14 protein-coding genes and 3 pseudogenes are annotated in these 20,822 nt (G+C 69.7%); 8 read left to right on the top strand and 9 right to left on the bottom strand.

The window, feature by feature from the left end:
- Positions 1 to 91 precede the first annotated feature (91 nt).
- Positions 92 to 2,212, top strand: a complete 2,121-nt coding sequence (locus QEG98_RS29665; protein ID WP_316563714.1) for an ATP-binding domain-containing protein — start codon at positions 92 to 94, stop codon at positions 2,210 to 2,212.
- Here the strand turns inward: QEG98_RS29665 and QEG98_RS29670 are convergent.
- The 3 genes from QEG98_RS29670 to QEG98_RS29680 are packed head-to-tail and all read right to left on the bottom strand — an operon-like array spanning position 2,181 to position 4,758.
- Entirely contained in the window at positions 2,181 to 2,492 is a 312-nt protein-coding gene (locus QEG98_RS29670) for a sensor histidine kinase (protein WP_316563715.1), read from the bottom strand. The genes QEG98_RS29665 and QEG98_RS29670 overlap by 32 nt on opposite strands.
- Positions 2,393 to 4,528, bottom strand: a complete 2,136-nt coding sequence (locus QEG98_RS29675; protein WP_316563716.1) for a PAS domain-containing sensor histidine kinase — start codon at positions 4,526 to 4,528, stop codon at positions 2,393 to 2,395. Before QEG98_RS29675 ends, QEG98_RS29670 begins: the two co-directional genes overlap by 100 nt.
- On the bottom strand, positions 4,519 to 4,758 hold the full coding sequence (locus QEG98_RS29680; protein WP_316563717.1) for a hypothetical protein: 240 nt from the start codon (positions 4,756 to 4,758) through the stop codon (positions 4,519 to 4,521). The genes QEG98_RS29675 and QEG98_RS29680 overlap by 10 nt, the downstream gene beginning before the upstream one ends.
- A 193-nt stretch (positions 4,759 to 4,951) precedes the next feature.
- Between QEG98_RS29680 and QEG98_RS29685 the strand changes: the two genes are divergently transcribed.
- Together QEG98_RS29685 and QEG98_RS29690 are read left to right on the top strand one after the other, a co-directional pair.
- Complete coding sequence (locus QEG98_RS29685; RefSeq protein WP_090490092.1) at positions 4,952 to 6,262, top strand: pectin acetylesterase-family hydrolase; 1,311 nt, start codon at positions 4,952 to 4,954, stop codon at positions 6,260 to 6,262.
- 156 nt (positions 6,263 to 6,418) lie between these two features.
- Complete coding sequence (locus QEG98_RS29690) at positions 6,419 to 7,429, top strand: metal-dependent hydrolase (RefSeq protein WP_316563718.1); 1,011 nt, start codon at positions 6,419 to 6,421, stop codon at positions 7,427 to 7,429.
- A gap of 182 nt (positions 7,430 to 7,611) precedes the next feature.
- Here the strand turns inward: QEG98_RS29690 and QEG98_RS29695 are convergent, their stop codons facing one another.
- From QEG98_RS29695 to QEG98_RS29725, 6 genes and pseudogenes are all read right to left on the bottom strand, one after another.
- Entirely contained in the window at positions 7,612 to 8,235 is a 624-nt protein-coding gene (locus QEG98_RS29695) for a DUF1552 domain-containing protein (RefSeq protein WP_316567987.1), read from the bottom strand.
- 83 nt (positions 8,236 to 8,318) lie between these two features.
- Positions 8,319 to 8,933 (bottom strand): annotated as a pseudogene (locus QEG98_RS29700) (DUF1552 domain-containing protein); the annotation flags it as partial.
- 5 nt (positions 8,934 to 8,938) lie between these two features.
- Positions 8,939 to 10,645 carry a DUF1592 domain-containing protein gene (locus QEG98_RS29705; RefSeq protein WP_316563719.1) on the bottom strand — a complete coding sequence of 569 codons (1,707 nt, stop codon included), beginning with the start codon at positions 10,643 to 10,645 and terminating at the stop codon, positions 8,939 to 8,941.
- Between the two features lie 196 nt (positions 10,646 to 10,841).
- Positions 10,842 to 11,692 (bottom strand): annotated as a pseudogene (gene rpiA, locus QEG98_RS42300) (ribose-5-phosphate isomerase RpiA).
- Positions 11,628 to 12,995 carry an SBBP repeat-containing protein gene (locus tag QEG98_RS29720; protein WP_316563722.1) on the bottom strand — a complete coding sequence of 456 codons (1,368 nt, stop codon included), beginning with the start codon at positions 12,993 to 12,995 and terminating at the stop codon, positions 11,628 to 11,630. The pseudogene rpiA and the gene QEG98_RS29720 overlap by 65 nt, the downstream one beginning before the upstream one ends.
- Before the next feature lie 161 nt (positions 12,996 to 13,156).
- On the bottom strand, positions 13,157 to 13,912 hold the full coding sequence (locus QEG98_RS29725) for an outer membrane beta-barrel protein (RefSeq protein WP_316563723.1): 756 nt from the start codon (positions 13,910 to 13,912) through the stop codon (positions 13,157 to 13,159).
- A 182-nt stretch (positions 13,913 to 14,094) separates the two neighbouring features.
- Here QEG98_RS29725 and QEG98_RS29730 point away from each other — a divergent pair, with 182 nt between their 5' ends.
- The 5 genes and pseudogenes from QEG98_RS29730 to QEG98_RS29750 all read left to right on the top strand — a co-directional run bounded on the left by QEG98_RS29730 (position 14,095) and on the right by QEG98_RS29750 (position 20,821).
- A complete protein-coding gene (locus tag QEG98_RS29730; protein WP_244171716.1) occupies positions 14,095 to 14,982 on the top strand; it encodes a LysR family transcriptional regulator in 888 nt (295 codons plus the stop codon).
- A gap of 48 nt (positions 14,983 to 15,030) precedes the next feature.
- Positions 15,031 to 19,746 (top strand): trypsin-like peptidase domain-containing protein, encoded by a 4,716-nt coding sequence (locus QEG98_RS29735; protein ID WP_316563724.1) that lies wholly within the window; start codon positions 15,031 to 15,033, stop codon positions 19,744 to 19,746.
- A gap of 14 nt (positions 19,747 to 19,760) precedes the next feature.
- On the top strand, positions 19,761 to 19,955 hold the full coding sequence (locus tag QEG98_RS29740; RefSeq protein WP_316568062.1) for a hypothetical protein: 195 nt from the start codon (positions 19,761 to 19,763) through the stop codon (positions 19,953 to 19,955).
- A 283-nt stretch (positions 19,956 to 20,238) separates the two neighbouring features.
- A pseudogene (locus QEG98_RS29745) lies at positions 20,239 to 20,379 on the top strand (serine protease); the annotation flags it as partial.
- A 19-nt stretch (positions 20,380 to 20,398) separates the two neighbouring features.
- On the top strand, positions 20,399 to 20,821 hold the full coding sequence (locus QEG98_RS29750) for a trypsin-like peptidase domain-containing protein (RefSeq protein ID WP_316563725.1): 423 nt from the start codon (positions 20,399 to 20,401) through the stop codon (positions 20,819 to 20,821).
- Position 20,822 lies beyond the last annotated feature (1 nt).

Consider the following 20,822-nt stretch of genomic DNA (forward strand, 5'->3'; position numbering starts at 1 on the left):
CCTTTCCGGTACAGAGTACCAAAAAGACAGCATTTCTCTCAGGAAAAACAACAGGTTGACGCATACGGTGCCGAGGTTCACCTTGCCGCGCATGAGCCACGTCGAGGCGTCGCTGCCGGACCATGCCCGCGCCATCATCGCCGAGGAAGAGGCCTTGCTGGCCCGTGTTCAGTCCACGCTGGAAGCCGCGCGGCGCAAGTCCGCACGCGGACAGGACGCCCAGGGACTTGTCGCCCAGTTGCAGGTGCTGCGGGACGACGCCTCCACCGCGGCCGTGGCCGACCTGCCGCACATCTTCGCGCAGATGAACCAGATGCGCGCCCTCCTGGAACGTCAGGAGGGAGTGAAGCTTCCCGACCCACAGGCCCCCTACTTCGCGCACCTGCGCCTCAATGGGGAAGGCGGCCCGCGCGACTACCTGCTGGGCCGCACCACGTTCGCGGACGTGGGCGCTGGTGTGCGCGTCATCGACTGGCGCTTCGCTCCCGTGGCCCGTGTCTTCTATTGCTACGAGGAAGGCGACGACTACGAGGAGTACTTCGGTGAGCGGCTCGCCGAGGGCAGCGTGGAGACGCGCCGGCTGGTCATCATCGAGCGCGGCGTGTTGACGCGCATCATCTCCGGCGCGCTGGTGCTGGAGCGGCTGGCGGACGGCACATGGCGCAGCGTGAGCCGCGACTTCGCCACGCTCCAGTCGGGCGGCGCGGGGACGGCGGCGCGGCCGGAGTTCCTGGGCACCGGCAAGGGCGCGCGGCGCATCGAGGATGCCTTTGGCGTCACCGCCATGCTGGACGCCGAGCAGTACGAGGCCCTCAGCACCGGCCCGGACCGGCCGCTGCTGGTGCTGGGCAGCGCGGGCAGTGGGAAGACGACCGTGGCGCTGCACCGGCTGGCGAAGCTGGCCTTCGACGACCCGAGGACGTTCCCCCAGGCCCGCATGAAGCTCATCGTCCCGGAAGAAGGGCTGGCGCGGCTGTCCCGCCGGCTGCTGGCGCCGCTGGGTCTGGGCAACGTGGCCGTGCAGACGCGGGATGCCTGGCTGCTCGCCACCGCGCGCTCCGCCTTCAACGTGCCCGGCATCAAGCTGTGGAATGACACGCCGCCGCTGGTGTCCCGCCTCAAGCGCCACCCCACCCTGCGGCGCGCGTTGGCCGCCCGGGTGGGCGTGCCAAAGACAGACGCGGGCACCACGCTGGAGCGGCTGCGCACGCGGATGGCGGACGCATACATGGACCGGCGCTTCCTGGAGAGCGTGGTCACCGCCGCCAAGGGCGAGATTCCTCGCACCGCCATCGACGAGACGCTGGAGCACACGCGCCTCCAGCTCGCCACGCCGCTGTCCAAGGCGCTCAAGGACATCACCGACGCGGAGCGGCTCATCACCGTGGATGGGCGCTCCATCGAGGACGACACGCCGGACGCCATGGCCGGCACGGTGGACCTGGACGACCTGCCCGTCCTGATGTTCCTCAAGGCCCAGCACACCTCGCTGGGCCTGGAGCGGCTGGCGCACGTGGTGCTGGACGAGGCCGAGGACTTCTCCCTCTTCGAGCTCTTCGCGGTCCGCCAGCTGCTGGGCAAGGGCAAGAGCTGCACGCTGGCCGGCGACGAGATGCAGCAGACGGACGCGGGCTTCGCGGGCTGGCCCGCCGTCCTCAACGAGCTCAACATCCGCGACGCCGCCACCTGCCGGCTTCAGGTCTCCTACCGGTGCCCCCGGCCCGTGGTGGAGCTGGCGCGGCAGGTGCTGGGCGCGCAGGCCCCGGAGGCCGCCGCCACCGGCCGCGCGGGCGCTCCGGTAGGCTTCCACCACTTCCCCGACGAGGCCCAGGCGCAGCTCTTCATCGGCGAGGCGCTCCGGGACCTCGTGGCCCGCGAGCCCCACGCCTCCGTGGGCGTCATCGCCAGCAGCCCCGAGTCCGCGCAGGCCATCTACCGCGTCGTCTCCGACCAGCCCTGGGCGCGGCTGGTGAGCGACGGCGAGTTCACCTTCGAGCCCGGCGTGGACGTCACCGACGTGGGCAGCGTGAAGGGCCTGGAGTTCGACTACGTCATCCTCCCGGACGCGACGGCGCGGGCCTACCCGGTGGACGACGAGTCACGCCGCCGCCTGCACGTGGCGGTGACGCGCACCTCCCATCAACTGTGGGTGGTGTCCTCCGGCGTCCGTTCGCACCTGGTCACGCCGGGTGGCGCGGCAGCTCCACGGTGAAGGTGGAGCCCTGGCCGGGAACGCTCTCCACGAGGATGCGCCCCTCCATGGCGTCCACAATCTGCTTCACGATCCACAAGCCCAGCCCCAGTCCGCCGTAGTGCCGCTCGCTGGCCAGCCGCTCGAAGCGCTGGAAGAGACGCGCGCGCCCCTCCGGCGGAATGCCCATGCCCTGGTCCTTCACCGACAGCCAGGCGCGCGACGCATCCGCCCCCACCCGCACTTCAATGGGGCGGCCCCGGCCGTACTTGATGGCGTTGGAGAGCAGGTTCTGCAGCACCTGCTCCAGCCGCAGCCGGTCCCAATGGCCGGTGGCGGCGCCCCCGCATCCAGGTGCAGCGCACAGCCCGCGCGCGCCAGGTCCTCGGTGAAGCGGGGCACCACCTCGCGGGTGAGCGCGGCCAGGTCCAGGTCCTCGCGCTCCAGCCGCAGCCGCCCCGCGGTGATGCGGGACACGTCCAGCAGCTCGCGCACCAGGCTCGACAGGCGGGAGACCTGCCGCTGCACCGCCACCACCTTCGTGGAGAGCGCCTCCGGTGACGCGGGGCCATTGCTGGCGCGTGGCTCCATGTCGCGCCGCAACGCCTGGATGTTGAGCATGAGCGAGGTCAGCGGCGTGTTGAGCTCGTGAGACGCCACGGACAGGAACGAGTCCCGGGCGCGCACGGCCTCCTGCGCCTCCGTGTAGAGCCGGCCGTTGTCCAGCGAGGTGGCGGCGCGGCGGGCCAGGTCTTCCGCCAGCCGCACGTCCGCCTCCGTGTACCTGCGCCGGGACTCCGAATTGAGCAGCGTGAGCGCCCCCAGCACCCGGCCCCGGCTGATGAGCGGGACGATGATGTACGCGCTGATGCCCAGCGCCTCCACAGCCCGCCGGTACGCCGAGCTGCCCCCCTGGGCGGCGGCGAGCATGGCGGGAAAGTCCGGGGTGAACTCGGTGACACCGGTACGCAGCACCTTGCCGATACCCGCCGCGTCCTCCAGGCGGATGGGATAGCGCGCCTGGAAGTCCTGCGCGGGCCCCACCATCTCCGGCTTGGAGAAGGCGGCGGCGGCGCGGCGCACCTGCCCATCCGGCATGGGGAGGTCCACCGAGCACGCGTCTCCCAGGATGGGAACGGCGAGGTGGGCCATGCGCTGAAGGATGAGGTCGTGCTCCAGGGACGACGCCAGCACCTCGCTGGCCTGGGCCAGGAAGGCCGCGTGCCGCTGCGCCCGGCGCATCTCATCGTAGAGGGCCCGAAGCGTCGCCTCCTGCTTCTTCTCCGCGCTGATGTCCCGCGAGAACAGGACGACCCGCTCATGGACGCGAAACAGCCGTTTCACGAACCAGCGGTCCTGCGGCTCGGCGTGGCATTCGAACTCGGCGGATTCGCCCGTCCGGGCCACTTGGAGGAAGCGCTCCTGGAAGGACCGTTCCGTCCACTCCGGGTGCAGCTCCCAGAGCCTCCGGCCGAGCAGCTCCTGGCGCGGCCGGCCCAGGTGCCGCTCCAGGGAGGGATTCACATGAAGACAGACTGCGTCCAGCGAGCAGACCACGACCGCTTCCGGCATCTGGTCCAGCAGGGCGGTATCCAGCCCGCTGGCGTCCGACCCGCCGTGGCTGGCGCCACCAGGGTCCTGTCCGGTCGAGAGTGAGTCCACGCGGTCGGTGTGAGAACGGGCCAAGGCGATGTACCTGCCGCTTAACATTTCCGCCGCGCCCACCCCACTGCCACGCGCCGGAAATCTGCAAGGCAGCCGACATTCTCGCCGCTCGGGGGGAACGCCCTTCCCCACCCCGAGGCGTGCCGGGCGCGCCCGCGGAGGCACTGTCCGGAGATGGACAGTCTCCGCCGCACGCCCGGGAGCGCGCTCAGGGCGACTGGAGGCCCTGGCGCCGGCCTCGCGGCGGCGCTCCTGGGCTTCCCGCCGGTCCAGCGCGTCCTGCTCCTGCGCCGGCAGCTCCGCCAGCCGCGTGCGGTGCATGTTGATGCTCAGCTCGTAGAGCCCGCGGTCCCGCTCCGGCAGCACGTCACCGAACCGGGACAACACCTCGGTGGAGAAGGTGATGAAGTCCTCGGACACCTGACGGCGGTGGCCGTAGTACTCGCGAATCTGCTCCACCGTGGCATCGGCGGACAGCACCTTGCCGTAGAGCTCGTTCCAGCGGCGGGACTCCGCTTCGCGGCGCTCCAGCTCCGCCGGGTCCTGCGTGGGCGCGCCCATCCGCCAGTAGAGGTTGTCGGGCAGCTTCGCGCGAATCACTTGCAGGTCCACCGGGTGCACCTTGGGCGCGTTGTCGTCCGGCACTTCCTCGGGCGGCCGCGTCAGGTCCAACGGCGGCGGCGTGGCCCGCGGAGGGGAGGCGGCGGCGTGCGCGCCTCGGAATGCGGCGCCGTGGGCGTGGCGGCCTGCTTGACGACGGCGGGAGACTCCGGCGTCACCGGCTCCGGGTCCTGGCGAAGCGCGTACACCAGCGCCGCCACCACGAGGCCCGTCGCCACGACAAGGCCGGGCAGGCCCTTCCTCCATGCATTCACGGCCATGCCGCTCCGAATACCGCGCACGGAGTGGACGCGGCAACCTCCCACCGCGAGATAGCGCAACGCACCACATCGGATGCCGCAATGCGTCGCATCCTTGGCGCGATGCAGCACCCGCGTCCCTCTCGTCGGAAACGTGAAACAACCACAATCCTCCTGACTCGGATGCAACGCCATTGTATACACGGATTTCCCAACTATTCCCGGAGGTCCCCGAATGAAGAACCTGGTCCTGGCTGGACTCACGGCCGCCGCGCTCGTGCCCGCAGCCGCACGCGCGGAGGTGGTGATGTCCTCCATCGTCGACGTGCTGGTGGACGGTGGTAACAACTACAACTGGCAGAAGGTGGAGCTGCCGGGAACCAAGTGTGGCAATGGCTCCCAGTTCAAGTTCTGGGTGCACCGCACGGGTTCGCCCAACCTGATGTTCCTGTTCGAGGGTGGCGGCGCGTGCTGGGATTACGACACGTGTAGCGGCCGCGCGGGCCTGCTGGGCGCCGCCAATCCGAACGGCATCGCCGACGACTACATCACCCAGTTCACGGCCAAGTATGTGTCGCCGCTCGTCAACGGCGCGGACCCGGGCCTGCCGGGGCGCAGCAAGACGGACCTGGTGACGAAGGGTTGGAACATCGTCTACGTGCCGTACTGCACCGGTGACGTGCACGTGGGCAACAACGTGGCCACCTACGTCGATTCGACGGGGCAGAACCCGCCGCTGACGTGGCACCACAACGGCTACAACAACACGCTGGCGGTGGCGAACTACGCGAAGACGCAGTTCCCCAACGTCCAGAAGATGCTGATGACGGGCTACAGCGCGGGTGGCACGGCGACGGCGGCCGGCTACTACTTCCTGCGCAAGGCCATCAACCCGGCGCGGGGCTACCTGCTCAACGACTCCGGCCCCATCTTCCTGGCGCCCAACGCGAACTTCCGCTCGCGCGCGCTGCACGACAAGATTCGCCAGTCGTGGGACCTGAACTCCGTCTTCTCCCTGCTGCCGGGCACGTTCAGCCAGAGCGACTTCGGCTCCATCAACCGCATGGTGGCGCAGGAGTTCCCCAACGACCAGTTGGCCTACACGGGCTACTCGCGCGACTACAACTACTCGCGCTTCTCGTATGACCGCTTCCACTCGCCCAACGACAAGGAGTCCGTGCTGGGCTACTGGAAGCAGGACCAGGACGCGCTGGTCACCGAGCTGAACAAGTACAACAACTTCAGCTATTTCATCCCGCACGAGCGCGCCATCAACTCCAGCCACTGCAGCACCATCATCACCTTCATCGGCGCGCACGCCTGCCAGCAGATGGAGAAGAAGCGTTACTGGTACGAGTACCTCGAGTTCCCGTGGAGCCAGACGTACAAGTGCTACAGCGAGTTCGTGGGCATGGACACGTTCCTGTCGCGGTGGATCAACGGCAACCAGCGCGTCCGCATCTACGAGCCCGCCAACGGCTACAACGCCGAGGACCCGGGCATGCAGATTGTCGCGCCGCTCATCAACGGCGCGCTGGGCGGGTAGCCAGCCGCTGACGCCGGGCCTGGCCCGGTGACGCCACACCTGGAGCGGGACGTCGGGGATTCCCGGCGTCCCGCTTCGCCGTTTCAGGCGCCGGGCGAATGGCGCCTCCCCTGCCGCTGGCCACGCGGCCCGTGGGGCGATAGACGAAGCCACGCCATGGACAACCTCACCCACGGACTGCTCGGGCTCGCCATTGGCGCCATGCGCAAGCCCGACGTGCGCCCCGGCGCCCCGGAGCGCGCCTCCCCCACGGACCGCGCGGTGCTGGTGGCGTCGGTGCTCGCCGCGGAGCTGCCGGACCTGGACACCCTGCTGGCGCGCGGCGACGCGGTGACGGTGGCGCTCCAGGCCCACCGGGGGCTGTCCCACGCGCTCGTCGCCGCGCCGCTGGTGGCGCTCACCGCCACGCTGGCCGCCCGCGCCTGCTTCCGCGGCGCGCGGCTGGCGCCCGTGTTCCTCACCAGCCTGGCCTCCGTCGTCTTCGCGCACCTCCTGCCCGACCTGTGGACGGGCTGGGGGACGCGGGTGCTGCTGCCCTTCTCCGACAACCGCCTGAGCCTGGACTGGACGATGGTGGTGGACCCCTGGGTGACGCTGCCGCTGCTCGCCGGAGCCATCCTGGCCTGGCGCCGGCGCGCGGACTGGCGGCGGACGCTGCTGTGGAGCGCGGCCTGCTCCGTGGCGTACGTGGGCTTCCGCGTGGCCACCTGGGCGGTGCTGACGCAGCGGGTGGAGGCGGCCTACCCCGCCGCGCAGGCGGTGCGCGTCTTTCCCCTGCCCTTCTCCGTGAGCACGTGGCGCTACGTGGCCACGCTGCCCGGCGACGTCTTCGCCGCGGGAGATGTCCCCCTGGCGGGTCCGCCCTCGGAGGCCCGGCGCGCGGAAGCCACCGGAAGCACGCTGCCGGAGCACGTGCAGGCCGTGCCGACGGTGCGCGAGGCGCTCGCCTGGGCCCGCTTCCCACTCGTCCACCTGGAGCCGCTGGCCGAAGGAGGCCAGAAGGTGCGCATCGCCGACCTGCGCTACCACCTGCGCGGCGAGCCGACGCTGGCCTTCGTCATCCACCTGGACGCGTCCAATGCGGTGACCCACGCACAGTTGGAGCGCGGTGGCAGCGCCAGCGAGCTGCTGCGCAGGTGGCGGAGCGCTGACACCGCGGCGCCCTGAAGAAACACGAAGGCCCCGGCGGAGGCACGCAGCTCCCACCGGGGCCCGGACTTCAAGCCCGAGCGCCGCTCAGGTGAGGCCCGGCAGCTCCCCCGTGTAGTCGGGGTGGCCGAACGTATTCACATTCACGCCGAAGGCTCGGGCAATGGAGACCAGCAGCTTGTTGTGCGCCACGGCGCCACTCAGCCGCGTGCCGGGGCCCGCCCAGCCGCCCAGCGGGTTGGAGCCCGCGGGGCGCACGCGCAGGAAGCGGCCCATGCGGAAGCGCCCCCCGCCCCGCCCGCGAGCACGGTGGGGACGCGCACGTTCATGTGGCCGGACGCGTCGCCCAGCTCGTTGCCCCAATAGATGAGCGTGTTGTCCAGCGCGGTGCCGCTGCCCTCCGGGATGTTGGCCAGCTGCGTCATCAGGTAGGCCAACTGCTCGGCGTACCAGCGCTGAATCAGCACCATCTTCCCGCGGATGGTGCTCCGGCGGGGCTCATCCTGCACGTCGAGCAGGTGGGCGATGTCGTTGTGCGTGTCCTCGTGGATGCGCAGCCAGGGCATGGACGGCCCCGGGATCGTCATGGTGATGACGCGCGTCAAATCACACGCGAAGGCTCGCGCGATCAGGTCCATGTGCAGCCGCGTCAGCGCCGGCATGTTGTTGAGGTCCCCCAGGCCGCCCAAACCGTAGGACGGCGGCGCGGCGCCGCCACCGCAAGCGGTCTCGCCGGACTGCTGCTTGGGGAGCGGCGCCGGATCCACGGCCAGCGCCCCCAGGCGCCGCTCGATGTCGCGCAGCGCCTCCAGGTGCGTCTCCAGCTTCTGGCGCTCGGCGCCCGCCGGCGGTTGCGCAGGCGCGTGGCGTCCTTCATCAGGAAGTCCAGCAGGCTCTTGCGGCGCGCCCGGCTGCTCGCCACCTGCGCCGGGTCGGCGGTCGGCGAGGGCGCGTCACCGAAGAGGCGCTGGTACACGTTGGCCGGGTCGCGCTCGAAGGGGACGCGCGAGCCGTTCGCCGTGAAGCTGATGCTGTTGTAGACGTGCTGGCCGCCGAACTGCTCCCAGGCGTTGAGCTGCAGAGAGCGGAAGCGCGTGCCACCACCGATGTGGTTGCCCAGCACCTGGTCCAGCGAGGCGCTCTCCGGCAGGTGGTCACCGCTGCCGGTGTTGACCTTGCTGCCGGTGAGGAACGTCACCGGGCCGCCCTCATGGCCCGTCAGGCCCTGCTCGTACAGGACCTGGTAGTCCAGGCCGTCCAGCACCAGGAGCTTGTCCTTGTGCTCTTGGAGCGGCGCGAGCATGGAGTTGGGGAAGTCGAGCGTGAAGTTCGTCTCCGAGCCCTGGGGATTCCAGAGCTCCGGGAGGCAGCCGTGCGAGGTGAACAGGGCCACGAAGCGCAGCGGCGGCGTGGTGCCCTGGGCATAGGCGTCGGTGGTGCCGAGCAGGTTGGCCAAGGGGAGCGCCGCCGTCGAGCCGGCCAGCGCCTGGAGCAGTGAGCGTCGGGAAAGTTCGCGGAGCATGGGGGCTACTCGGGGGAAGAGGTACGCCGGTGGACGAAATACGGGGAGCGCACGAGGCCGACGAGCGCATCGCCCATGCGCCACTCCGGGTTGGCCCGGAACATGGACCGCATGTCGGCCAGCATGTGCTCGTCGACGGGGGTCTCGTCACGTCCCATGGCGAAGCGGAAGAGCTGGAGCGGCACGCAGTCCCCCACGTCGTCGCTGGTCGCCAGCACGCGCGCCAGCGCCGCGGCGCCCGTGAAGGGGACCGTCCCCGTGGAGAGCTCCACGGCGCCGGAGGCATCCACCGCCAGGCCGTTCTCCACCGTGCGGTGCTTGCCCAGGCCGTCGAAGTCCTCGAAGCCGAAGCCGATGGGGTCCAGGGTCCGGTGGCAGCCCGCGCACGTCGGGTTGTTGGTGTGGGCGGCGAAGCGTTCGCGCGTGGTGCGGTCCAGCACCGGCTCCGGCGGGATGATGGAGATGGTCGCCGGCGGCGGCGGCACCTCGCGGCACAGCAGGCGGTGCATGATGAACTTGCCCCGGCGGATGGGCGAGCTGGAGTCGAAGAGCGCGTAGGTGGCCAGCACGCTGGCGTGGGTGAGGATGCCCGCGCGCTCGGGCGGCAGCGACAGCCGGCCCAGCGTACCGTCCGGCATGGAGGGCTCTTTGCCGTAGAAGTACGCCATGCGCGCGTCGGCGTAGGTGTAGTCGGCGTTGAGCAGTTCGCGGACGGAGCCGTTGCGCTCCTTCAGGATGTGGTTGATGAAGGCCTTTGTCTCCGCCTGGCTGGAGATCTTGAAGGCCGCGCTGAAGACCGGGAACACCTGGTTGTTCTTGGTGAGGTTGGCCTGGCCGGTGATGCCAATCCACTCCTCGACGAAGCGGTACAGGTGCCGCTGCGCCGCGGGCGTGGCCAGCAGCCGGCGGGCGTGCTTCTCGCGCTCGTCCGGAGAGTCGAGCTGGCCCGCCTCGGCCGCGGCCAGCAGCTCCGCGTCGGCGGGGCCTGCGGTGATGGCGAAGGCCAGCGCGGTGGCGACTTCATGCGGCGTCATCCGCACCACCCGGTTGGCGCCGGCCCCCTCCGCGCCCAGCTCGGTGCGGTACAGGAAGGAGGCAGAGGAGAAGATACCCTGGAGCACCATGCGGGCCCCGGTGCCTGGGTCCGTCCCCCTGCTCGACTCCTGCCACAGCACCAGGAGGTCGGCGACCTCGTCGTCGGTGACGGGCCGGCGGTAGGCGTGCGAGGCGATGCCGCGGATGAACTTCTCCGCGCACTCCAGCTCCGGAACGCCCGCCGCGCACGTCCAGTCCGCGCGCAGTTGGACCTTGCCGTACTCCGCGAGGTTGTTGGCGGCCACGTCAATCTGGTCCGCCAGCAAGGACGTGACCTGCAGCCGGTCATGGGTGGAGAACCCGAGGATGGTGTCCTCCGGCGCGAAGGCGTACGTCATCACCAGCGGCACCGTCGTGGGGAAGATGGCGTTGACGCTGTTGTCGTACTCCGCACGCGTCATGCGCCGCACTCGCGTCGCCGAAGCCTCGTCGACTTCAGGAGGCGTCCCCCCTGGCGGGTTTTTGTCGGAAGAGCACGACGCTGCTGACAGCAGCAAGGCCGCGGAAACAGAGAAACGGAAGAGTCGCATACGCAAGGCACCCTCGGACCAGCCACCCCCAGATTGGCCCCCTCTGAAGTGCTGGCTGGCAGACGATTCTAACCGCTTCACCAACACGGTCCGTCACGATTCTCGCGCGGCGCTTCCGTGCCCCTGAGCGTCCAGGCGAACTGCGGGATTGCGCTGGGATTGGCTTCAAACGCCAGTGAATGCAAGGATTACAGAATATACAGGCCACACAGTCGCCTACGTTGCCGCTGTTTGTCTTCTGGGTGAGACAGGACTCTGGGTGCGCACTCACACCGCGTCGACATCAGCGCGCGCGGTGCTCCACGCCCTTCGGACCCGCCACCACCAGGTCCGTGGTGAGGTTCAGGAACAAGCCGTGGCCCACGATTCCCGCGCGCGCGCCCAGGCTCGCGGCCAGCACCGCAGGCGCGTCGATGGGGCCGAAGGCGCAGTCGAGCACGAGGTTGCCCTGGTCCGTGAGGAAGGGCTCGCCGCCAGCGCCGTGCCGGACGGTGACGCGCGCGCCAAGCGATTCGAGGAACCGCGCCTGGGAGCGCCAACCGAAGGACATCACCTCCACCGGCACCGGCCAGTGCGTGCCCAGCACGGGGAGAGCTTTCCCGCGTCCACCACGATGACGACGCGCTGGCTTGCTTGCGCGACGATCTTCTCGCGCAGCAGCGCGCCACCTCCGCCCTTGATGAGGGACAGGTCCGGCGCCACTTCGTCCGCGCCGTCGAGGGTGACGTCCAACACGGGGTGCGCATCCAGTGTCGACACGGGCACGCCCAGCGAGCGAGCCAGCGCCTCCGTGGCGCGCGAGGTGGGCACGCCCACGACGTCCAGCAACCGTCCCCGCGCGCGCAGCGCGGCCAGTCGCTGGACGACGAAGGCCGCGGTGCTGCCCGTGCCCAGCCCCACCACCATGCCCGGCTGGACGAAGCCGTCTACCGCCCATTCGGCGGCCGCTTGTTTGTAGCGGGCTGTCGCCGCGCCGTCGCCCTGCTGGCTCATGGCGAAAGCGTAGCGCGGCTTCGCGCGGTGGCCGCTTGCCCCCGCGCGCGATGTCCCGTGCTGGACGACGAACGGCTCAGAGGGCTTTGGAGTCCCATCGGGGCCCCCACGGCCCTGGCTCATCCGGCAACGCGGCGCCATCCAGGAAGCGGTACAGCACCGCGTCGTAGCCCCCCGCGCTGGGGAAGCTGGACGTCTGCCCCAAGGTGTAGCCCACCAGATAGACGGCGCCGTCGTCCGCGATGGCCACGCCCTGGCCACGGTCCGCCGACGTGGAGCCCACCTGCCGGAAATCCAGCCACGTGCCGTGGATGTCGTAGGTGGCCAGGAACATGTCGGTGCTCCCGAGCAACGGCTCGCCGCCCATGGCGCCGGAGGTGAATCCCGCCAGGTAGACACGGCCCGCCTTGCTCACCGCCACGGACTGCGCGTAGTCAGTGGTCGCCGTGCCAATCTGCCGCGTCCAATGCCAGTTGCCTTGGGTGTCGTACTTCACCAGCACGGCGTCATAGGAGCCCAGGCGGGTGCTCCCCTCCAGCGCGCCCGACGTGTAGCCCGACACGTAGACGCCGCCGTCGTCCGCCACCGCGACGCCGGTGCCGAACTCGTCATGCGAGGAGCCGAGCTGGCGAACCCACTGCGGCTCGCCCAGGATGCTGTACTTCGCCAGGAACAGGTCCACCGTGTTGCCCGGGTTCGTCACGCCGTCGAGGCTGCCGTAGGTGTAGCCCGTGACGTAGACGTCCTCGTTGGGGCTCACGGCCACGCCCAGCGCCACGTCACTGCGCGCGGAGCCGTACTGGCGCAGCCAGTAGGGATTGCCGCCCGTGTCGAACTTGGCCACCACCACGTCGTAGTTGCCTTGCGGCGCCGAGCCATCGAAGCGGCCCAGTGAGTAGCCACTGACGAAGACGACGTCATGCGACGCCAGCCGCGTGGCGGCGATGCCCGTGGCGTAGTCATCCGTGGCGGTGCCGAACTGCCGGACCCACTGGAAGGCTCCCTTCTCGTCGTACTTCGCCACGAACAAGTCCGTGCCGCCGGCGTTCTCGTAGAAGCTGAAGCTGCCCCACGTGTAGCCCGCGACGTAGACGTTGCCGGCTTCATCCGCGGACACCGCGAGCGCACGGTCATTCGCGGACGTTCCCAGCTGCCGCGTCCACAGCAGCGCGCCCGAGGCGTCGTACTTCGAAACGTAGGCGTCCTGCCCCCCCGCCGAGGGCTCCGCGCCGAGCTGCCCGCTGGTGTAGCCCGCCGTATAGACGGCGTCGCCGGAGGTGGTGACGGCCTGTGCCAGCTCGTCCTGCGGGCCACCGGACTGGTGCACCCAGCTGGTGACCTGCTGCAACGGAGGCGCCTTCGCGATTGAGGCCCCGGGAAGACTCAGCAGCGCCCATCCACCCAGGACTCCGCACGCGCTCCACCGCTGCCAACCACGAACCATGGGCGACTCCTCGGGATGAAAATCTCTGCCCGCACTCTACGCAGCCAGCAGGCGTTGAGAATCCCGAACGACGACGTCCCCGGTAGGGAAGCACGTGACGCGGCGTGTTGGCACCGCGTCACTTGAGACTGCGCGTGAAACACAAACCCGGCTACTCCGGATTAGAGGTTCCAGGTCCCGCGAACCCCGAGCATGAGCAAGCCATAGGGGCCATCACCCACCTGCTCCAGCGGCGTCTCCTGCGTGAGATTGACGGCGGGGATGTTCACCGTCGAGGTGCCGCTGCGCGTGGTGTAGCGAGCATACGTGCCCGTCAGGTACGGGCCGAACGACAGCGAATCCGACAGCCGCCACTTGCCGCCCAGGGTCAGGTTCACGAACTCAGGGCCGCGCGACTGGCTGTCAATCTCCACCGTTCCGGGCGCGGGCTGGGTGATGGGACCGGAGACCTTGTTGTTGAGCAGGACCATGCCCACGCCCAGCCCCACGAAGGGGTCGAACGAGGCGTCCGGCGCGAAGTGATACTGCACGTGGGGACCGAAGCGGATTTGCGACGTGGAGCAGTCGTAGCCTTCCGGGCACGTGTACGGGTTCGTCTTCGTCAACACGTGCGAGTACTGGCCGAACGCGCCCACGTACCAGCGCGAGCTGACGCGGTAGCCCGCCTCCAACAGGAAGGCGATGCCCCCATTGGCCGCGTCGCTGAGCTTCAGGTCGCGGACCTGCCGGTCCAACCCCGCACCATCCCGGTAGACGTAGCCGGCGCCCACCTGGAAGCCGACACCCACGGTGAGCTCCAGGCCCCTGCGTTCATCCCGCGCGGAGGACTCCAGCGCCTGCGCCTCCTCCTGCGCGCTCGCGCGCGTGGAGGCCAGCAGTGACACCACAGCCAGGGCCCAAGACAGCTTTCCCGTCATATTCCCCTCCGTCGAAGTGGGTGTTCTCGGAGCACCGCACTGTGAGGGACTGTAGGGCGGCCCGCACACCCGGCATAGGGCGCGCTGCGTCATGTGTCATGAAGCAGCCAGCCCAGCGCAGAGGACGCGGCACGAGCACAGAGAACTGCCTGCATCTGTCTGAAGATTGCACAATGTCGGGCATGAACGTCACGTTGGAGCATGCCCGCGCCCTGGACGCCCTCGCCCGCCATGGCACCTTCACCGCCGCGGCGGAGGCCCTGCGAAAGGGACACACGGCGGTGATGTACGCGCTGCGCACGCTCGAGGCGCAGACGGAGCTGACGCTGCTCGACCGGCGCGGCTACCGCACCCGGCTGACGCCCGCCGGGGAACGGATTCTGGAGCACTGCCGCAAGCTGCTGGCCGCCGAGCGTGAGCTGGAGGCCGCGTGCGCGGAGATTCGCGCTGGCTGGGAGCCCGCGCTGCGCATCGTCTTCGACGGCATCTTCCCCGCCGAGCCCCTGCTGCGCGTGGTGAAGGAGTTGAGCACCGAGGGCGCCAGCACCCGCTTCCACGTCTCCGCGGAGTTCCTCTCCGGCGTGGAAGCGGCCTTCGTGCGCGAGGAGGCGAACCTGATGGTGACGCTGCTGCCGCCCACCGTGCCGGGCCTGCGCACGTACCGCCTGCCGGAGCTCAAGGCCATCCTGGTGGCCCACCGGGGCCATCCCCTGGCCCGGCGGCGGGGACCGTTGAAGGACGAGGATCTGGCCGAGCACCTGGTGCTCACGGTGCGCGGCTCGGACCCTCGGCTCCAGCTCAGCACCGGCGAGCTGGAGGCACGCTCCACGGTGCATCTCAATGACTTCGCGGCGAAGAAGGCGGCCATCCTGGAGGGGCTGGGCTTCGGGTGGCTGCCCGAATACATGGCCACCCGCGAGCTGCGCCGGGGCGAGCTGAAGGCCCTGAAGCTGGCGGGTGACGCCACCCACGCGTTCCGCCCCCAGCTCCACCACCACGCGGGCATCCCCCTGGGACGGGCCGCCCGCCGAATCGTGCAAGCGCTCACTGAGACGGAATCCACCTCTTGAGTGCGCCTGGAATCAGCTCAGGGTGCGCGTGCTAGCTTCGCGCGCATCATGAAAGGCAGTGACCTCCGAGAAGGCGTCGTTCGCGTGTTGAGCCGGGATCGGCAGCGCGTCCTCGGGACAGGGTTCCTCGTCACCGAGCGCCTGGTGGTGACGTGCTGGCACGTGCTCGACACGCTCAGCGACACCGAGCGTGACGCCATCTGCCTGGAGGTGCTGCAGAGCCAAGAGAAGGCCACGGCGCGGCTGCGGCTCGATGCATCGAGCCCCACGGAGGTGGCGGACCTTGCGCTGCTGGAGCTGACGCGCCCGCTCCGAGGACCGTTCACGCCGCTGCCCCTGGGCAGTGCGGAGCGGAGCGCGGACCACCGCTTCGCCACGTTCGGATTTCCACGGGGCTTCGATGACACGGGCACGTGGGCCCGCGGCACCATCGGCTACGCGACGGGGGACGGCGACTTTCGCAAGCTGCTGCTGCACGGCTCGGACATCCGGGAGGGCTTCAGCGGCGGTCCCCTCTTCGACGAGCAGACGCGGCGCGTGGTGGGCGTGGTGCGCTTCAAGGCCGTGGGCTCGGAGGCGCGGGAGGCGTACGCGACGCCCACGGAGCAGCTGCTCGCGCGCTGTCCGGAGCTGAGTGCTTCGGAGGACTGCCCCTACCGGGACCTGGCGTCGTTCCGCGAATCGGACGCGCGGTTCTGGAAGGGACGCGGGCGGGTGCTGGACGAACAGCTGCTGCCGCTGCTCGCGAGGCTGCCCCGATTCGTGGAGGTCTCCGGCCCTTCGGGCAGTGGCAAGTCGTCGCTGCTCCACGCGGGGCTGATTCCCGCCCTGCGAGCTGGAACGTTCATTCCGGGCAGCCAGCACTGGGACGTCCGGGCCCTGCGCCCCGGGTTGGAGCCGTTCGCCGCGATGGATGGCGCGGGACTACCCGCTGGAGAGGAGCTGGTCGCGCGCGTCCAGGCGTGGCGGGCCGCGAATCCGGAGCCAGGGAAGCGGCTGGTGCTGGTCATCGACTCATTGGAGGACGTGCTCCTTCGCGGAAGCAGCGCGGAGTTGGCGCAACATCAACGATTCCTCCAGCAGCTCTCCGCGCTCGCGGATGCGTCTCTGCCCGTGACGTGCGTGGTGGCGCTGCGCGAGGGCTTCGACGCGGTGCTGTCCGAGCGCGCGCCGAGGCTGCGCACCTTGCTCGGTGAGCACCGGGTGCAGGTGCCATCGGTGCTGACGCCCTCGGAGCTGCGGGACATCATCGCCGGCCCGGCCCGGGAGGTGGGCCTGCGCTTCGACCCACCCGAGGTGGTGGACTCCATCGCCCTGGCCGCGCAGGAGGAGTTCCGCGTGGAGTCCGGCGCGGGCGCTCGCGTCACCGTGCTTCCGTTGCTGGAGGTCGCGCTGACGCAGCTGTGGCAGGCGTCGCGGGATGGCGCGATGACCTTGGAGGCCTTCAACGCCAGCGCGGGGCTGCTCGGTTCGCTGGCGCGCTGGGCGGACAGCGTCTACGAACCGCTGAAGCCCTCGGAGCGCCTGCTGGCGGACCGGCTGTTGCTGGAGCTGGTGCAGTTGGGTGAGGCGGACAGCGGCCTGGAGGACAAGGGGCGCCGGGTGCCGCTGGAGGTGCTGCGCGGGCGCCTGGGTGCGCAGGCCGAGGTGGACGCGGTGCTCCAGGTGCTCGTCAACGGACGGCTCCTGGTGACGGCCCAGGACGGGCACCGGCAGCGGGAGACGGTGGAGCTGATTCACGACGCGCTCCTCACGCACTGGCAGCGCTTCGTGAAGCTGCGCACCGAGGACCGGGCCTTCCGCCGCTGGCACGAAGCCGTGCAGGCCGACGCGGAGCGCTGGTGGGAAGCGGAGCGCGCTCAGCAGCGACAGGAGGCCGAGCACCGGCTGCTGCGAGGCGAGGCGCTCACCCACGCGCAGGCGATGGTCACGCTCCATCCGCACCAAACGAGCGCACTGGCCCAACGGTACGTCCTGCGCGGCCAGGAAGCGGAGCGGAGCCGGTACAGGCGGACACGGCGAAACCTGTGGCTCGCCCTGGGTGCCTCCGTCAGCGCACTGCTGGGCGTGAGCGGGTTCTACCTCCGGGCAGTGGATTCCGAGAAGCAGGCCGTGGCCGCGAAGGATGCGGCTGAGCTTGCCGTGGCCGCCGAGGCCGCGACCTCGAAACAGCTCTCCTTGCAGTTGCGCATCTCCAAAGCCGATTCCGTGGTGAGCCTGTCGCGCAGCCCTGGCCGCGAGGTGGAGGCACTCACGCAGGCCATCCAACTCGCGGGAAGCCCACCGGCAGGCGCGGACGCAGCCCAGGACGAAGTGACCGAAGCGCTGACCGAGGCCATCGCCGCGTTCCTCTATTCGGCCCCCTTGTCCACGGAGCTGGAGGCGCGCACCGTCGGCGCGTTCTCTCCAGACTCACGTCATCTCCTCACACGAGGCGTCGTGCTGACTCCGTCCATGCGGTTCGTCAGCCGGCTCTGGGACGTCCGCACCGCCAGCCTGCTGCGCGAGTTCGAGTCCGTCGACCTTTGCCCGAAAGGCGCGCTCGTGGAATGCACGGACGCGCTGTACGCCGACATTTCAGGGGAGGACACCCACGCCTTTGGCTTCTCGCCTGGGGATGGAACGCTTTGGCTGGGGGGGCGCCGCGGCACCCTGTTCAGGTGGAGCCACCCGGGCGCTGTGCCCTCCATTCCGGATGCCCACCAGGACAGGATTACAGCCATTTCGTTCTCGGACAGCGGCGACCGCGTGCTGTCCGCCAGTCGCGACCGCAGGGTGAAGCTCTGGGATGCGAACACCGGACGGACATTGCGCGAGCTGACCTTCCAGGAGCCCTGCACCCAGGCCGTGCTGTCGGGCGACTCGCGTTACGCCTGGGTGGGCGGTGAAGAACTGACGTGCCTCTACGACCTGACCTCCGATGCGCGCCTCATCCGGTGCATCACGACGCATGACCCGGGCCCCTCGGTCGCCTTCTCTCCTTCGAGCAGGCTTGCCGTGCTCGGCGACCGGCGCGGCGAAGCCAGCCTCCGTCTGCTGGAGCTGCCCTCTGGCCGGGACCTTCATCGCCCGCTCACGAAACTCGAAGGGCACGCGCTCATGCCGTCCTTCGAAGACGAATGCAGCCTCTCGGCCTTCGACGACATCTTCTCCTCGGCGCTCACCGTGCGCTTCTGTGACAGAGGGCCTGGCAACGCCACCGGAAGTGCGGCATCCCCGCGGATGCGAACACGCTGGACGCCCATTCCCCTCCATGGGCGCCTCTTCGAGAACGGGCGGCGCGCCGTCGAGTTCGCCGAAAATCCCGTGGGCGCCCATCCCTTCATCCGGGTTCCGCAGGCAACCCTGCGCTGGATGTTTCGCCAGGGGCCTTTGGAATCGCGGGCGGAGCGGGCCCTGAGCGCGCCGGATGGACGCACGCTCCTCGTCCAGGCCGAACCCGGCCTCACGCGGAAGAGCATCGATATCTCCACCTGGAGCGAGTACGTGCCGGGCGGCTTCGCCGTGTCCAGGGACCTGCGTTGGATGGCGGTGAGGGAGCCGCAAGGCGGCCAGCTATCACTCGTCGACAGGGAGACCTCGAGCCAGACAGCACTGGGCGCGTGTGACGTCGAAGGCGTGTATCCGCCCTTGGAGGGCGCCTTCTCTCACGACGGCCAGCTCCTCGCCGTCCGCTGCGGCGTGAAGGTCCGGTTCTGGGACGTGGCGCAGGCGAAGCTTGGACCGCGCACACAGCCGCCGCCCATCGAAGCAGGAATCAACCTGACCTCGCTCCCCGCGCACTGGCGATGGCGGCACGTCACCCCCACGGAGGACCACGCCACCGAGAGCGTCCTGACGTCGCCTCGCACCCGTGCGCACCTCCAGCGGACCGAGGTGCCTGGCGAGGCCGCGTGTCAGACGCAGAGGACGTTCTCCCAGAGCGCCCTCGTCGAGTTTGCCCCCAGCGGCAGATACTTCGCGATTGAGGACGAACGCTCCGTCTACCTGGGCTCCGCCCGAGACTGCCGGCTGACGCGGGAAGCGCCTCTGGCCACCGCTGCGCTGACATCCCAGGGCGCCTCGTTTTCACCGGACGGCGAGCGTTTCGTCACCCTCTCCAACGTGCCCGAGTCCTCCGCGCTCTGGGAAAGCGCCACGGGGACGAAGCTGGCGCCACTGCCCACGAGCCTGGGAGCCGCCGTCATGGCGTTCTCACCGGACTCCAAGTACTTCGCGGTCGCCAACCACGCCGACGTCTACTGGATGGGACAGGCCTACCTCTTCGACGCCGCCAACGGCGAGAAGAAGCCCCTGGCGGCCATCGACGGGAAGGTCAAGGCGCTCTCCTTCTCCCCTGATACGTCCCGGCTCGTCGCGGTGACAGACGATGCCATCCACCTCTTCGACCCGAACTCAGGCGCGCTCGTGCGCAGAATCGACGTGCGCACGGATATCCACGTGAAGGTCCGCCATGCACAAGAGCGCTTCGGTGTCTCGGACACGTCGGGCAAGCTCCACTTCTGGCGAACCTCCGATGGCCGGCACGTGGCCGAGTTGCACCAGGGCGAGCACTCCGACCTGGAGATGGTGCCCGATGAGGAGGGCACGCGCATCGCCACCTTCGACTCGGACGGAGCCTATGTCTTCTCGCTCCGGCCGGACGACCTGCTGCGACAGGCCTGCACGCTCATGCGCGGACGGCGCGAGTACGCACCGGTCCAGTCCATCTGCGACACCTTCCTTCTCCCAGCGGGCCCCCTGGCGGACCTGCCGACGCCGTGAGGCACGACGTCTCCATGAGCGCCACCCAGCAAGGCCGTGAGCCGTTGCACCGGGCACGCCGCACCCTCCGCGACCTGTCGAAGGTCCGCGAGGCACTGCACCCTGAGGGCGTGGAGGCGCTCGTCGCCACGCACTTCCCCCTCCTGGCGCGTGCCCACCTCCGTCGTCGGCAAGGTGACTGCCGACGCGCTGCGCGACGAACTACGTGACTTGCTGACGACGGGCGCGCAGGTCCTCGCGCGGCTGGAGCATTCGGGGGAAGACACGCCCCTCTCCGAAACCGAGCGGATGGCGCTGGAAACGGTCGTCGCCTTCTTCGGGCGCCCTGCCCTCGCCATCCGGAACGGCAGCTTCGGTGCGCCGCCCGTGGGGTGGGAGATGTTGGAGCAACACCGCGAGCACATCGAGCGGACCATCGACGCCACCGGGCGCATCGAGCTGGCCGGAAGCGGCATGCTCGGCACGGGCTTCCTGGTGACCGATGAGCTGGTGATGACCAACCGTCACGTCGCGCAGCACTTCTGCCGGCAGGCGACGGACAAGTGGGTGCTGCGGCTCGGCGTGGTGCCTCGGGTGGACTGGCTGGGGGAGCACCAGCGCGATGCCCAGGCCACCTTCCCCATCCAAGGCGTCGCGGCGGTTCACACCGTGCATGACCTGGCGCTGCTGCGACTGGGCGCTCCCAAGGGGCGGTGCTGCGCCCCGCCCCGCTGCGGCTCGCCCCCAAGCACCGGACGCGACGGACTCCCGCGCCTTGTACTGCGTGGGCTACCCGATGAAGGACCACAGCCGGACGCCGCCCGAGGTGCTGCTGCGCATCTTCGCGGACGCCTTCGGCGTGAAGCGACTCCAGCCAGGAGAGCTGCTCTCGCTCGACCCGGCCCGGCAGCAGCTCTCCCATGACTGCTCCACGTTGGGAGGCAGCTCTGGCTCGCCCATCGTTGATTTGGAGACGCATGCAGTGCTCGGCCTGCACTTCGGTGGCACCCGGCAGGAGAACCACGCCGTCGCGCTGTGGCAACTGGCGGACGACCCGCTGCTGAGCCGCGCGGGCGTCCGCTTCGCCACGAAGTGAG

It is taken from the genome of Myxococcus sp. MxC21-1, assembly GCF_032612255.1.
GTDB lineage: Bacteria > Myxococcota > Myxococcia > Myxococcales > Myxococcaceae > Myxococcus > Myxococcus virescens.